Genomic DNA, 14,060 nt, shown 5'->3' with positions numbered 1-14,060 from the left:
TTTGTTTCATTTTAAACGGGTTTTAGTAGACAGAAATTAAATTAAATGCTAAAATTATTTAAAATATTTAGTTGAATTTAGGAGATGAAATATGGCTGTAAAAGCAAAGGAATTAGCGAAGTTGCTGGGGATTTCACCTGCTAGTGTTTCACTGGTTTTAAATAATAAACCCGGTGTCAGTGAAGCTACCAGAAATAAAGTATTTAGTGCGTTGAAGGAATTTGGTTATGAAGATTTATTACCGGATACTGTTGAAGAGAAAAAGATACTATTCCTTGTATACCGTAAAAATGGTTCAAAAGCAGAAGCATCACCTTACTTTTCTCAGATTTTTACTGGTATTATAGAAGGTGTAGAGTATCAGGTTAAGAACTGTGGTTACAAGCTGATGATTACCTATTCAGACAGCAAGTCCATTGCTTTAGATGTTGAAAAGATCAAAGAAGAGCAGATCGAAGGACTTCTCTTGCTGGCAACAGAAATGGTAGAAGAACAGATGAAACTTTTTACCGATATGCATGTACCTACTGTTATTATTGATAATTACATGGGTAGTGAAGATCTGGACAGTGTGGCGATCAACAATGAACAAGGAGTTGATTTGGCTGTCTCACATCTTGTTTCCATGGGACATAGAGAGATTGGTTATTTACATGTGGAAGGTAATGCGAATAATTTCGTTGAGCGTTATTATGGCTTCCTGCGTTCGATTAGAGAGAATCATCTTAAGTTAAACGAAGACAACATAGTGGAATTTACCTCTGCCGGCGGAGATGCAGCTTATCTGGAGCTGAAAGAGCATCTTGGTGCCAGGAAGAATATGCCTACTGCTTTTTTTGCAGATAATGATATCATAGCTATTTGGGCAATTCGTGTGCTTCGTGAAAATGGATATCGGATTCCAGAGGATATTTCAATCGTCGGATTTGATGATATATCCATATCAAGTATGATGGAACCTCCCCTGACGACAATTCAGACACCCAAATATGCAATCGGCTGTGTTGCTGTTAATTCGCTGGTAAGTAAAATAGAGGGCAAATCAGAAGGTATCCAGAAAATAGAGATGAAAACTGCTTTGGTAGAACGGCAGAGTGTGAAACACCATTCCGTGTAATAACCTTTTATTTAAGATATAAGAGGAGTAAATAATGGATAATTTAAAGAATTCTTTTGTCCTGTTCGGGGGGGACTATAATCCGGATCAATGGGATGAAGCAACAATAGACAGGGATATGGAGCTGTTTGCAAAAGCAGGAGTTAATACTGTAACATTACCGGTATTTTCCTGGGCAAAGCTTGAACCGGAAGAAGGTGTCTATCAGTTTGAATGGCTGGATAAGATATTAGATAAACTATGGAACAATGGAATTCGAGTGATTCTGGCCACACCAACCTGTGCGCAACCAGCTTGGATGTCCAGGAAATATCCGGAGGTTCTTCCGGTTGATATTGCCGGACGTAAGAGAACCCACGGCATGAGAGTCTTTTTCTGCGTGAACAGTGAGAAATACAGAGAGAGAGCTGCTGCTATGGCAACGGCTATGGCTGAACGTTATAAAAGTTACCAGGGACTTCTTGGCTGGCATGTTGCAAATGAGTACGGAACCTATTGCTATTGTGATAACTGCCAGAAGAAATTCCGTAGCTGGTTAAAAAAACGGTATCAGACAATAGAGAATCTCAATGATAAGTGGACGACCTCCTTTTGGGGAAGGACCCTGACCTCCTTTGAGGAAATTATGCTGCCCACAGAATTAAATGATGACTATCGTTTTAATCCTGCAATTCAGCTGGATTATATGAGGTTTGTTACAGCCTCAACCATAGATTGTTATAACAATGAAGCCCGGATACTAAAAAAAGCAACCCCAAATTTACCTGTATTCTCAAACATATCAGGTTATATCAAAAAATTAAATCAATTCGAGATGGTTCCTCAAATGGACTATGCAGGCTGGGATAACTATCCTGCACCGGGGGATGAACGAAGTTTTCCTGCCTTAAAGCATAATATTATGCGAGCCAGCAAGGATGGTAAATCCTTTTTGGTGGTGGAGCAATCACCCAATCAACAGAATTGGCAGCCATATAACAAGTTGAAGCGACCCGGTGAAATTCGTAAAATTGCATATCAGGGTCTGGCTCATGGTTCCGATAGTTGTCTATATTTTCAGCTGCGGCAATCCGTTGGCGGACAGGAGAAATTTCATGGGGCTTTTGTTTCTCATAATGGAAGTGAAGATACCAGAATATTTAAGGAATGTGCTAAGCTTGGACAGGAGCTTAAAAAACTTGACAATACCTTTGTAAATGCAAGAACACAATCCAAGGCAGGTATTATTTTTGACTGGGATAACTGGTGGTCCTTAGAACTTACCAGTGGACCGACAAAGGATATGAATTATCTGGAGCAGGTTCATTACTATTATAAACCTTTCTATTATCAGAATGTACCGGTAGATATTATCAAACAGAGTACTGACTTCTCGAATTATAAGGTAATTGTAGCTCCTTTACTCTATATGACCAAAGAAGGTGTAGCTGAAAGGCTGGAGCAGTTTGTAAAAGCCGGGGGTACTTTAATTGCTACCTATATGTCAGGGTACGTGGATGAGAATGACCGCTGCATCTTTGGAGCATATCCCGGACTGCTTCGTGAGGTCCTGGGGGTATGGGTCGAGGAAGTGGATGCTTTGTACCCGATGGAGAAGAACACAATAAAAATGACTGGAAACAAAATAAACAGCCAGGAGTATATGTGCAGCTTCCTATGTGATGTGCTACATTCAAATGGTGCAGAGGTGTTGGCAGCTTATAGCAGTGATTTCTATGAAGGAATGCCTGCTGTTACCGTGAATCGATACGGTGCTGGCAAAGCATATTATCTTGGAACTCAGATAGAAGAAACTTATTTAAACCGTTTGATTGAGGAAATTTGTGAAAATGAAAAGCTGTCCTCAGAATTTGAGTTTGCTGGGGATATGGAAATTACCTCCAGAACAAATGAAAATGGCAAATTTATATTTGTTATCAATCATGGAACACAAACAGGAGTAATTGATCTAAAAACTGCAAAATATAAAAATCTGCTGGACGATAAGTGTTATAGCGGAAAAATACAAATTGCTCCTTCCGATGTATTGATTTTAGCTTAAAAGGTAGTTTTGAATATGAAATTATATGGAAGAACATATTACAATTAGAACTTTCTAGATCTTTAACAATAGTAACATAATAACAGAGACTTGCGAATTGCAAGAATTTTCGTATGAGTTATATGGAGGTAGTTATGAAGGTTGGGTTGGTTTATACAAGTACAACGCCGGAACTGATTGACATGGTTGAACAGGAAGTGAAAAAAAATATCGGTGAAGGATTTGAGCTGCTAAGCTACAAGGATCCTTCCATATTGGCGGAAGCCAGAGAAGCAGGATATGTGACAGCAACGGCAGCAGGTAAGCTGGTTAGCTTGTATATGAATGCAGTTGCTGACGGAGCGGTGGCAATTCTTAATCTTTGCTCCTCGGTAGGCGAAGTGGCTGATGCAAGCCAGGACCTGGCAAAATATATGGGGATACCCATCGTCAGAATTGATGAAGAGATGTGTAAGGATGCAGTTAGAATTGCAGCAAAGAAAGCTGGACGTATCGGTATACTGGCAACACTTCCGACAACACTTGAGCCCACAAAGAACACTGTGAAGCGTGTAGCAAGAGAATTAGGACAACAAGTTACACTGGTGGATGGATTAATCGATGCTTTTGGTGCGAATCAGGAAGAATTCAAAAGCCTTATGTTAAGCAAAGCTTCTGAGATTATGAACGAAGCAGATGTTATTCTGTTATGTCAGGGTTCCATGGCATATTGTGAGGAACTGCTTGCAAAGACCTGTAATATGCCGGTTGTTTCCAGTCCCCGCTATGGTGCAATAGCTTTAAAGGAAGCATTAATACGGAAGGGGCTTTTGTAAGAAACAATACAAAGTCATCGTACCTTTTTTTGACCTAAATCATATAGACTGCCTAAGGCAGAATGGAGGTATTTATGTTAACCAATACAAAAAAATCACCTTATGCGAAAGTATCATCCCTACCTTTTGATGCGGTTGAATGGACCGGAGGTTTATGGGCAGAAAGCTTTAAAATTTGTGCAGAGGCTACTGTACCACAGCTTAAGCATATGTTTGATTCCAAGGATATCAGTCATGTAGTTGAAAACTTTAAAATATGCGCCGGAGATTCAGAGGGAGAACATAATGGTACTGTCTTTGGAGACGGTGATTTTTATAAATGGATGGAGGCGGCTTTATACACCGCTGCTAAAAGTAATAACCAGAAAATGTTAGATGAGATTGAGGAATATATCGATTTAATCAGCCGTGCACAGCAGGCGGATGGCTATCTTTCCACTAAACAGATTATCGGTGAAAGGAACAGTAACGGAATATCCCGTATGGGCGACATCAACGATTTTGAAGTTTATAATTTCGGCCATTTATTTACCTGTGCATGTCTTCATCATAGAATTACCGGCAAGGATAATTTTATGATGATAGCGAAGAAGACAGCAGATTATCTCTATGAGCTGTACCAGGAGGCTGCCAGAACCGGAGAAGTACAGACGGCAGTATGCCCTTCCCATTATATGGGGTTGATTGAAATGTACCGTACAACAGAAGAGAAGAAGTATCTTGAACTGGCAAAGCTGGCCATTGAACTCAGAGATTCCGTAAAAGACGGTACGGATGATAACCAGGACAGAATACCTCTAAAGCAGCATGAAAAAATTGTTGGTCATGCCGTACGGTCCAATTACCTCTACAGTGGTGTAGCAGATTTGTACGCTGAGCTTGGAGAGGAAGAATATAAGGATATGCTACACAGAGTATGGGAGGATTTACTGAAACACAAACTGTATCTTACAAACGGATGTGGTGCACTTTATAATGGAGTATCCCCTTACGGTAATTTCTTTAAAGACCAGAAAACCCATCAATCCTTTGGTTATGAGTATCAGTTGCCCAATATCACCGCTTATAATGAGACCTGTGCTAACATTGGTTTGGTTATGTGGGCTTATCGTATGTTTAATATAGAACAGAAGGCTGAGTATTTGGATATCATTGAAAGAACGATGCTAAATGTCAATCTGGCTGCTGTCAGTCTGGATGGGAAACGTTATTTTTACGAGAATATGTTAAGAAGAGCGAAGAAGCTGGAATTTGAAATGGTATGGTCGCTGGAAAGAACAGAATACATAACCAGTTATTGCTGTCCTCCGAATCTGGCACGTAACCTTGCGCAGAGTTATGAATATGCTTATTCTGTGTCTGAGGATTCGGTATATATAGGCATGTATGGAGCTAATAAAGCACATATCAGCCTGGATAACGGAACGGATTTTGAACTTTTACAGGAAACCAATTACCCTTATGAAGGTGTAATCAAATTCAGGATTACTAAAGTTAACAAGGATGGCAGAGTGATTATTAACATCCGCATTCCCAGCTGGGCAGAAAATGGATACATTACTCTTTCAGGAGGAGAGAAGAGAAGCTTATCAAAGAAGGATGCCAATACTTTTATCCCTGTTGCGCTTAATCGGCTTGAGGGTACAGAAATCGAGGTATACTTTGAGATGGCAGCGCGGCTGACCGTTTCCCATCCGTTAGTAGAAGAAAACAGTAATCAGGTAGCGGTTGAGAAAGGTCCCCTGGTATATTGCGTGGAATCCAATGACGCAAAGATTGAGACGCTGGATGATCTGTTGATTACTCCTGAAACGAAATTTGAAGAGAAATACCATGTAATTGCAGGAAGAGAAATTCAGGTTTTGGAAGGCGAGTTGTATGCTCATAACAGGGTAGACTATGACCGCGAAGCTTTATATCAAACACTTCATTATGAAGGAATTCGTAAATTGCCGGTTCGCCTGATTCCCTATTTTGCCTGGGATAACAGAGGTTACGGTGAAATGAGAATATGGCTTCCCGTAGCTTACCCTGTGAAATAAAGAATCCATAATTTATCCTTTGGTTATTAAGTTAGGAGGCTTCCTTGGAACGTTTGAGAATGACAGATGTTGAAAATAAATATCAGCATAATGAATATAAGAGCAGTAAAATAGCAGATTTACTGAGACAGGAAATTGAGAGTAATAAGCTGAAGATAATAGTATTGGATGACGATCCAACTGGTGTACAGGCGGTTCATGATGTATTTGTATATACGGATTGGAATTATGAAAGTATCCTTGAAGGATTTTTAAGTGAGGATATGCTGTTCTATATTCTGACCAATTCCCGGGCTATGACAGAGCAGCAGACCACGAAGGTACATATTGAAATTGCAAAGAACATTATAAGAGCCGCCAAAGAAACAGGAATGAATTTTCAGATTATCAGCCGGGGTGACTCTACCTTAAGAGGCCATTATCCTCTTGAAACCTTTCTTCTGAAAGAAGAGCTGGAAAAGGGACTGGCAATTAAGGTGGATGGAGAGATTTTGATTCCCTTTTTTAAAGCAGGCGGAAGGTATACCATCGATAACATTCATTATGTCAGATATGAAGAAGAGCTTATACCCGCAGCTGATACAGAATTTGCCAGAGATAAAACCTTTGGTTATACAAGTTCAAATCTCTGTGAATATATCGAAGAGAAGACAGGCGGTGCTTACCTTGCAGAATCAGTGAAATCTGTCAGCTTAGACCAACTTCGAGGTGCCGAGCTGGAGGTTATTAAGGAGACACTCCTTGGTGTAGAAGGTTTTGGAAAGGTCATAGTTAATGCCATAGATACAGGCTGCCTGGAAACTTTCTGCGTTGCCTTTTACCGTGCAATAAAGGGTGGCAGACATTATCTGTTTCGAACTGCCGCTGATTTTATAAAGGTTATAGGCGGAATAGCAGATCAGCCTTTGCTCCGAAAAGAGGATATGATTACGGTGCCTGTAAAACGAGGCGGTATTGTGGTTATAGGCTCCCATACAGAGAAGACAACCGCACAGCTGGAAGCTTTAAAAGATATGGAGGAGCTGGAATTTCTGGAATTTAATTCTGACCTGGTATTGGAGGACAGGCTGGAGGAAGAGGTAGAACGGGTTACAGCACGCAGTAAGGCACTGATAGAGGAAGGTAAAACAGTTGTTACCTATACCAAACGCAGGTTGCTGACTCTTGATAAGGATACGAAAGAAAAGGCGCTTTTGCGATCTGTTAAGATATCTGAGTCGGTGCTTAAGTTGGTATCTGAACTAGGTACAGTTCCGGGATTCGTTATTGCAAAAGGTGGAATTACATCAAGTGATATCGGAGTGAGAGCCTTAAAGGTTCGAAAGGCATATGTATTAGGTCAGATTCAGCCGGGAATTCCTGTTTGGAAAACAGATGAAAACAGCCGATTTCCGGGAATACCCTATATCATTTTTCCGGGAAATGTTGGTGAGAAACAGACCCTAAAGAAAATCTTACAAGAATTAATTTAGAAGACAGTATAGAGGTGAACCGCTTTTAAATTTTATGGAACAGATATTCCAATAAGTCAAAATAATGAATTTGAAGTAGTAAAATTATGTTCAAGATGGTAAAATATTCAATATAAATATAAGACTGTTGACAATAAGCTCCTGGACAAGAGGTGCAAAGCTGTTCTGACAGATTACCCCAGGAATCTATCACAGGGTTGTCAGGAAAAGCTTAAGTACACGCCTGTCAGGGGGCTTATTACCAGCTTTATTACACTATCAGGGAAGCCCAGAAGTGGTTTTTTTGAGAGTACATTGTTCTTAAACTGGATTATTCAGCATATTCAGGCAGCATATGAATTTCACCCTTAAAGAGTGGATACAAAATAATTTAATAAGCGGAACCAATATATAAAACCAGATAAAGGCGGGAGAATATGATTGAAATTTATGCTGTAAATTTAAGCAATCAATTACCACAGGAACTGTATCATTTGCTTCTTAGCAAAGTATCCGGGGAAAAGCAGGATAGAATCAGAAGGTTTCATAGAATACAGGATGCCCAGCGTTCCTTAGTCAGTGATGTTTTGGTCAGACAGATTATAACGAACAAATTAGGCCAAAAAAATGAGGATATCGTATTTGAATACAATGAGTATGGTAAGCCCGCTTTAAAACAGCAGCAGCAAGACTTCTGCTTTAATACCTCTCATGCAGGAGATTGGGTTGTGTGTGCTGTCCATTCATTACCTGTAGGTATTGATGTTGAACATATTCAACCAATTGAGTTTGATATTGCAAAGCGTTTCTTTCATCTTGAGGAATATCAAGAGCTGATGCAAAAGGAGGCTTCAGAACGTTTATCTTATTTTTATGAATTATGGACATTGAAGGAGTCTTATATCAAGGCTGTGGGAAAAGGTCTTTCAATTCCCCTTAACTCCTTTTCCTTTCGTATCCAATCAGAGGATATACTGTTTAAATCCAAAGAGGATATTAGGAATTACAGCTTTAAACAGTATAAGCTTGATACAGATTATAAAATGGCAGTATGCGGAATGGACAGCAGATTTGCTCATGAGGTGAAAATAAGAAGGGCTGAAGAATTAATGCTTCTATGATAGAACACGTAATGTTCTGGTGAAAGTCAGATTGAACCATGGAATAAAATGGTGTAACATAGGGGGATTTGTAATTGATTACAAAAATTAGTCTATAGTGTAAATGGTAAAGCTTAAAGGACTAAGTAGCATGTGAAAGGAGTTTCTATGTTAAACGGAATACATCTGGGAAATATAATGGTGGATTGTGACGATGAACAGACTTTGTGTGAATTTTATCATAATTTACTTGGCTGGGAAAAAAGCATTATGTTTGGGCGTCCTGCATTGAGTAACGATGGTATCGTATTTTTATTCATTCAAGAGGAGGATTATGTCCCGCCTACCTGGCCTGAGGAAGAGGGTAAGCAACAAAAACAGATGCATTTTGACTTTCAGGTTCCAAACGTTGAGGAGGCAGTTGAATATGCACTAGCTTTAGGGGCCAGGACAACAGAATCAGAATTTGGAGGAAAGGAATGGGTCACTATGTTAGATCCAGCCGGACATCCTTTCTGTCTCTGCGCCCAAGATAATAAGGCCTGATACTTGTGATACCGTACTTTTATTTCTTTCACTAACTAAAGAATGAATAAGATCACAGGAGAAATCATATGAGATATCTTACAAAAGAATGGTATAAAAATAACATTAGTTGCACCGACAATATATATATAAGCAGGAAAGTCGTTTATACCAAAATGAGGTGATTTAATGGAAGTAAATTTTTATGATATCGAAGAAATTGAAGATTCTTTGTTATTCGCAGCTGTAATTGTATCCAAATTCAAAGGGAAGTGGGTATTCTGCAAGCATAAGGATAGAGATACCTGGGAGGTGCCAGGAGGACATAGAGAGGAAAATGAGTCAATATTGGATACTGCAAAGAGAGAATTATTTGAAGAGACAGGAGCAAAAAGTTTTGATATTATACCGATATGCACATACTCATTATCAAGGTATGCGATGCTTTTTTATGCCGAAATAAAAGAGTTTGATGAAATGCCTGATTCAGAAATTGAAAGAATAGAGTTTTTCTCTGAAATACCAAGTAATCTCACCTATCCTTTGCTTCACTTAGAACTTGTGAACAAGGTTATTAATACCTTAGCATATAATAACGGTTGCAGTTAATTTGTGCTCTAAAGTAAATTGGAACAAAGTGATTAATTAATACGTTAAGATCTGACTTATATACATATTTGCATATTATGATAAGTATAAAAAAGCAATACTTTCTCTGAAGACTTCGTGTTGTAACACAAAATTAACTGATCGCAACGATTTATCTGTTTTGTTTTACATCATGTCCAACACGAAATCTTCAGAGAATCAGGACTTTTTATACCTTGGAATTGAAGCATGAGTACTTACTGTTTGCTGCAATTCTCCATCCCTTGTGAAAAATATAAACCAATCAAAGCTTCGTATAAATTTATTTGCCAAGTATCATTACATGAAAACTCTTAGCTCCTAATAAAGCTTCCAGAATCCCATTATCAATTTTAGCACTGTCTGATCTGACAGGTGCCACATTATCCGGAAATTCCTCCGTATTAATAGCCTTTAAATCAGGATGACTTAAGGCCCAATGCTCTTTAATCTTGTATTCATTAAACTGTCGCAAATCACAGGTCATTTCCATTGGTGAGTCGAGGTCTTTGTTCAATGCAAAGATTGTCAGGGTTTCATTTTCTTCATTCATAATGCTTACACAATCCAGATAAGGAGCATCCCCGTGAACGCTCTCGTATACAGGTGTATCTATGACTGTATTTAGCACGGTTCCGGCACCATGATTGCTGATTAGAGCAAAGGGATAAAAGATGGTTTGCTTCCAGGCTCCGGTATCGGAGGTCATAATAGGAGCAATAACATTAACAAGCTGTGCCAGGCAGGCTACTTTGACACGGTCTGCATGACGCAGCATGGTAATCATCATACCCGCTACCAATAATGCATCTTCAAAATTATAGATATCTTCCAGCTGATGAGGAGCCTTGCACCAACGCTCCAATTTTTCATCCTGCTTCCTGGAATGATACCATACATTCCATTCATCAAAAGAGAGATTGATGGACTTGCTTCTGCGTTTTTTAGCTTTTACAGCATCGCAGATGGAGATTACAGAACTGATAAAATTCTCCATTGCAACAGTATTCGCAAGAAATGCAGGTGTATCATCAGCTTCATTTCCGTAATATTGGTGCAAAGAAAGATAATCCACCTGATCATAGCATTCAGTAAGTACGGTATCTTCCCAACTACCAAAAGTTTCCATATTAAGAGAGGAACTTCCGCAGGCAACCAGTTCTATGGAAGGATCCACCATCTTCATGATACGACCTGCCTCTGAAGCAATTCTTCCGTATTCCATTGCAGTCTTATGACCCATCTGCCAGGGACCATCCATTTCATTTCCCAGACACCAGAGCTTTATATCATGGGGCTGTTCGTATCCGTGTTTTCTTCTTAAATCACTGTAATAGCTGCCGCCTTTTAAATTACAATATTCAACTATGTTTTTTGCATCCTCCACCCCACGTGTTCCAAGATTGACAGCCATCATCGGAGTTGTGCCTGCTTTGTCTGCCCAATCCATAAACTCATTAAGGCCAAACTGATTTGTTTCAATTACATTCCAGGCAAGATCTATTCTCTCAGGTCGCTCGCTTTTGGGACCCACACCGTCCTCCCAATGATAACCAGACACAAAATTTCCGCCGGGATAACGAACAATGGGAACATTAAGCTGTTGTATAAGGTCAATAACATCCTTTCTAAGCCCCTGTTCGTCAGCAAAGGGACTTCCGGGCTGATATATGCCTTCATACACTGCACGTCCCAGGTGTTCAATAAAAGAACCATAGATACGCTTATCAATATCCCCTACAATAAAATGTTTGTCGATACTTACTTTTGATTTTCTCAATTTAGTAACTCCTTTTTAATCACATATTTTATCTAAATTATAGCAGGCTATGATAAAAAGAAATTAACCTAATTTCTTTATGTATTGACTTTTCTTCCGATTATAAATATGCTTTACTTATGGTTGCATAGATTTTCCATAGCCAAAGAGGAGAGAAAAACGATGATAACAATTGATTATTGTGGATATCACACACATAACCCGTATAAAGACATAATTTTGCGTCCTACTGGTACTGCCAGCTATCTTTTCCTATTGACTTTATCACCGATGACTTTCTATTTTCAGAATCATGGACAGGTAAAGGTGAAATCCGGTGCCTGTATTTTATACACGCCTGGTACCTACCAGCATTATCAGGCAGATAATGAATTCTTTAACAGTTATATGCATTTTTTCTGTAAACCAGAGGAGTTTAATAAATATGAAATACTGCAAAATAGAATTTTTTATCCGGACAATACGGATGAGCTTAACTGGCTGCTTAAAAAGATTTACCAGGAATTTATAAATAAGCTGTCACAGTCGGAGGAAATGATTGATTTATATATACATCAGCTTATGATACTTTTGCATCGGCAAAAGCTGCGGGAGGCTATTCCGGTTGAACACAAAGAAAACATATACCCTGAACTACTGAGCCTCAGACAACAGGTTCTAGCAAATTGTGAGGAGCCTTGGGATATAGAGAAAATGTGTGGTATGCTCAATATTGGAAAGAGTCAGTTATACAAATATTATGAACTGTTTTTTCATAGTACGCCAAAGAAGGAGTTGATTCAGGCGAGATTACAAAAAGCGCAATACCTTATGAAAAACGATGCTGTTACCATCAATCAGGCAGCCTTTGATTCTGGGTTTCAGAATATCTGTCACTTTAACAGAATTTTTAAGGCTCATTGCGGATGTACGCCCAGTGAGTACAGAGGGAAATAAAAAAGCATATAAAGTATAAGCATCGTGAACTTTCCCAGTATATAAGATATGGATACGCTTATCTAGGGTAGTAAGAGGAGCAAGAATCATTAAACAATTCTAGGAGTATATATTATAACAGCCTGTAACATGGAAAGGAAAGGTTACAGGCTGTTTTTGCTGCAAGAACAGGCTGTGTAATGATAGTTGGTATTATATCAGGGGATGTAAGGCTAAGTTATCCCTGTTTCTGCAAATTTTAGTTAACTTATCAGAGTTCTAGTTTATTCTGTCAAAAAGCTTACCGCCATTACCTGTACCGGTACAGTTATCCATAACTAATTTTGCGGGATTTCCATTTCCGGTATATCCGTGTTTCGCATTGTAATTGGCTTTACAGTTTCTTAGCACATGTGGAACGGAAGCAGTATCATCTCCGAGCTTAAAGCCGTTTCCGTCTCCGCCAGTAAGGCTGCCATCGGTAAATTTTCCATTATAAGATGCCTCACAATTAACCATTGTTACAACACCGATCGGACCGGTGTCGGATTTGGTATATAAATCCCATCCGTCATCACAATTATAAATAGCTGTACAATTCTCAAATCTGTTTCCTTGACCGCAGGTTAATTTGGCTGCAAACCCGTCTGCATCTTCACGGCCTGAATCAACATTTTCTGTAGACAGGCAACCAATAATCAGATTATTGCTGGGCCATTGGTTGATGGAATTATAGGATGTATTGTATCTTGATAGTTGCAGTCCGGTATCATGATTTTCTCTGAAGGTACAATTCTCAATTGTATTATTATGTCCTGCCAGCAGCATTCCATTATCGCCGGCGCCTTTGATTGTAATTCCTTTGATATGCCAGTAATTTGCTGCTAAAACAATTCCTCTGTTAGAAGAATTTTCAGACATAGCAGAGAAGTCTACTGTAGGAACACCATCTCCATAAGCATATATTTTTTTCATTGCGCTTGAAGTACCATTATTTCCTTCAGCAATAAGAATTGTACTGGAATATTTATAGGCTCCAGCTTTCAGATAAATTGCTTTTCCGGGCTGTACAGAATTAATTGCCTGCTGTAAGGTCATGGAGCCGTTCGGAGTAAGAATGATATCCCCGGATGTGGGAGGTGTGGTAGGAGTGGGTGTTGCTGTAGGGGTTACAGTTGGTGTAGGTGTTGCTGTAGGTGTAGTTCCTCCATCTGTTGTCAGTTCGATATAATACAGATTTGCTACATCGGTTTTTGCAATGGTATGTGAGCCTGCTCCCAGCGATACGCTTACAATACCGTTTGTCATAGCATAATTTGTTCCGTCAACCTTAATTCTTGTAGTACTTTCATTATTAAAAACTAATTTTAAAGTCGAAGAACCAGTGGTGTTAAAGGTGATGCTTGTTGAAGATTCAATTTTCAGGCATTGAGTAAGCGTCAGACCATTGTAAGTAACTGTGCCTTTTGAGGTGGACAGGTTCCCGGTAATTGAAAAGAAAGAGCTGCTTGTTCCGCTGGTAGTGAAATTGTGAACTACTGTGGTTGCGGCATCTACGGGTACCATAGGTGCTGTTACATAAAGTAAAGAAAACCCCAGAGCCAAACAAAGTATAATACTTTTAATACGTTTGATACACTTCATAAT

The 14,060-nt window shown here is 39.2% G+C and carries 11 protein-coding genes; 9 read left to right on the top strand and 2 right to left on the bottom strand.

Annotation, left to right across the window (positions count from 1 at the left end):
* Window positions 1-91: 91 nt before the first annotated feature.
* The 8 genes from R2R35_RS01455 (at window position 92) to R2R35_RS01420 (ending at window position 9,700) form a co-directional block, all read left to right on the top strand.
* Window positions 92-1,117 carry a LacI family DNA-binding transcriptional regulator gene (locus tag R2R35_RS01455; RefSeq protein WP_317732724.1) on the top strand — a complete coding sequence of 342 codons (1,026 nt, stop codon included), beginning with the start codon at window positions 92-94 and terminating at the stop codon, window positions 1,115-1,117.
* A gap of 34 nt (window positions 1,118-1,151) precedes the next feature.
* Window positions 1,152-3,158: a beta-galactosidase gene (locus tag R2R35_RS01450; protein WP_317732723.1), complete on the top strand. Its 2,007-nt coding sequence runs from the start codon at window positions 1,152-1,154 to the stop codon at window positions 3,156-3,158.
* 134 nt (window positions 3,159-3,292) lie between these two features.
* Window positions 3,293-3,973 (top strand): aspartate/glutamate racemase family protein, encoded by a 681-nt coding sequence (locus R2R35_RS01445; RefSeq protein WP_317732722.1) that lies wholly within the window; start codon window positions 3,293-3,295, stop codon window positions 3,971-3,973.
* A gap of 74 nt (window positions 3,974-4,047) precedes the next feature.
* Window positions 4,048-6,015 carry a glycoside hydrolase family 127 protein gene (locus R2R35_RS01440; protein WP_317732721.1) on the top strand — a complete coding sequence of 656 codons (1,968 nt, stop codon included), beginning with the start codon at window positions 4,048-4,050 and terminating at the stop codon, window positions 6,013-6,015.
* Between the two features lie 59 nt (window positions 6,016-6,074).
* Window positions 6,075-7,487, top strand: coding sequence for a four-carbon acid sugar kinase family protein (locus R2R35_RS01435; RefSeq protein ID WP_317734723.1), 1,413 nt, complete (start codon window positions 6,075-6,077; stop codon window positions 7,485-7,487).
* Window positions 7,488-7,903: 416 nt separating this feature from the next.
* Window positions 7,904-8,587 (top strand): 4'-phosphopantetheinyl transferase family protein, encoded by a 684-nt coding sequence (locus R2R35_RS01430; protein WP_317732720.1) that lies wholly within the window; start codon window positions 7,904-7,906, stop codon window positions 8,585-8,587.
* Between the two features lie 147 nt (window positions 8,588-8,734).
* Window positions 8,735-9,112, top strand: coding sequence for a VOC family protein (locus tag R2R35_RS01425; protein WP_317732719.1), 378 nt, complete (start codon window positions 8,735-8,737; stop codon window positions 9,110-9,112).
* 168 nt (window positions 9,113-9,280) lie between these two features.
* Window positions 9,281-9,700: an NUDIX hydrolase gene (locus tag R2R35_RS01420; protein WP_317732718.1), complete on the top strand. Its 420-nt coding sequence runs from the start codon at window positions 9,281-9,283 to the stop codon at window positions 9,698-9,700.
* A gap of 301 nt (window positions 9,701-10,001) precedes the next feature.
* Here the strand turns inward: R2R35_RS01420 and arfA are convergent, their stop codons facing one another.
* Window positions 10,002-11,498 carry an arabinosylfuranosidase ArfA gene (gene arfA, locus R2R35_RS01415; RefSeq protein ID WP_317732717.1) on the bottom strand — a complete coding sequence of 499 codons (1,497 nt, stop codon included), beginning with the start codon at window positions 11,496-11,498 and terminating at the stop codon, window positions 10,002-10,004.
* Between the two features lie 162 nt (window positions 11,499-11,660).
* Between arfA and R2R35_RS01410 the strand changes: the two genes are divergently transcribed.
* The gene (locus R2R35_RS01410; protein WP_317732716.1) at window positions 11,661-12,434 is read left to right on the top strand and encodes a helix-turn-helix domain-containing protein; all 774 of its coding nucleotides are present in this window, start codon (window positions 11,661-11,663) and stop codon (window positions 12,432-12,434) included.
* A 258-nt stretch (window positions 12,435-12,692) separates the two neighbouring features.
* Here R2R35_RS01410 and R2R35_RS01405 read toward each other — a convergent pair whose 3' ends face one another.
* Window positions 12,693-14,057, bottom strand: a complete 1,365-nt coding sequence (locus tag R2R35_RS01405) for a right-handed parallel beta-helix repeat-containing protein (RefSeq protein WP_317732715.1) — start codon at window positions 14,055-14,057, stop codon at window positions 12,693-12,695.
* Window positions 14,058-14,060: the final 3 nt, after the last annotated feature.

The organism is Anaerocolumna sp. AGMB13020 (genome assembly GCF_033100115.1).
In the GTDB taxonomy this organism is placed as follows: domain Bacteria; phylum Bacillota; class Clostridia; order Lachnospirales; family Lachnospiraceae; genus Anaerocolumna.
This window is presented reverse-complemented; position numbering and strand designations above follow the sequence as displayed.

What these genes read in the sequence shown, in the direction of transcription:
- R2R35_RS01455 (WP_317732724.1), top strand. Translation starts at nt 92, where the DNA reads ATGGCTGTAAAAGCAAAGGAATTAGCGAAGTTGCTGGGGATTTCACCT.
- R2R35_RS01450 (WP_317732723.1), top strand. Translation starts at nt 1,152, where the DNA reads ATGGATAATTTAAAGAATTCTTTTGTCCTGTTCGGGGGGGACTATAAT.
- R2R35_RS01445 (WP_317732722.1), top strand. Translation starts at nt 3,293, where the DNA reads ATGAAGGTTGGGTTGGTTTATACAAGTACAACGCCGGAACTGATTGAC.
- R2R35_RS01440 (WP_317732721.1), top strand. Translation starts at nt 4,048, where the DNA reads ATGTTAACCAATACAAAAAAATCACCTTATGCGAAAGTATCATCCCTA.
- R2R35_RS01435 (WP_317734723.1), top strand. Translation starts at nt 6,075, where the DNA reads ATGACAGATGTTGAAAATAAATATCAGCATAATGAATATAAGAGCAGT.
- R2R35_RS01430 (WP_317732720.1), top strand. Translation starts at nt 7,904, where the DNA reads ATGATTGAAATTTATGCTGTAAATTTAAGCAATCAATTACCACAGGAA.
- R2R35_RS01425 (WP_317732719.1), top strand. Translation starts at nt 8,735, where the DNA reads ATGTTAAACGGAATACATCTGGGAAATATAATGGTGGATTGTGACGAT.
- R2R35_RS01420 (WP_317732718.1), top strand. Translation starts at nt 9,281, where the DNA reads ATGGAAGTAAATTTTTATGATATCGAAGAAATTGAAGATTCTTTGTTA.
- R2R35_RS01410 (WP_317732716.1), top strand. Translation starts at nt 11,661, where the DNA reads ATGATAACAATTGATTATTGTGGATATCACACACATAACCCGTATAAA.
- R2R35_RS01405 (WP_317732715.1), bottom strand. Translation starts at nt 14,057, where the DNA reads ATGAAGTGTATCAAACGTATTAAAAGTATTATACTTTGTTTGGCTCTG.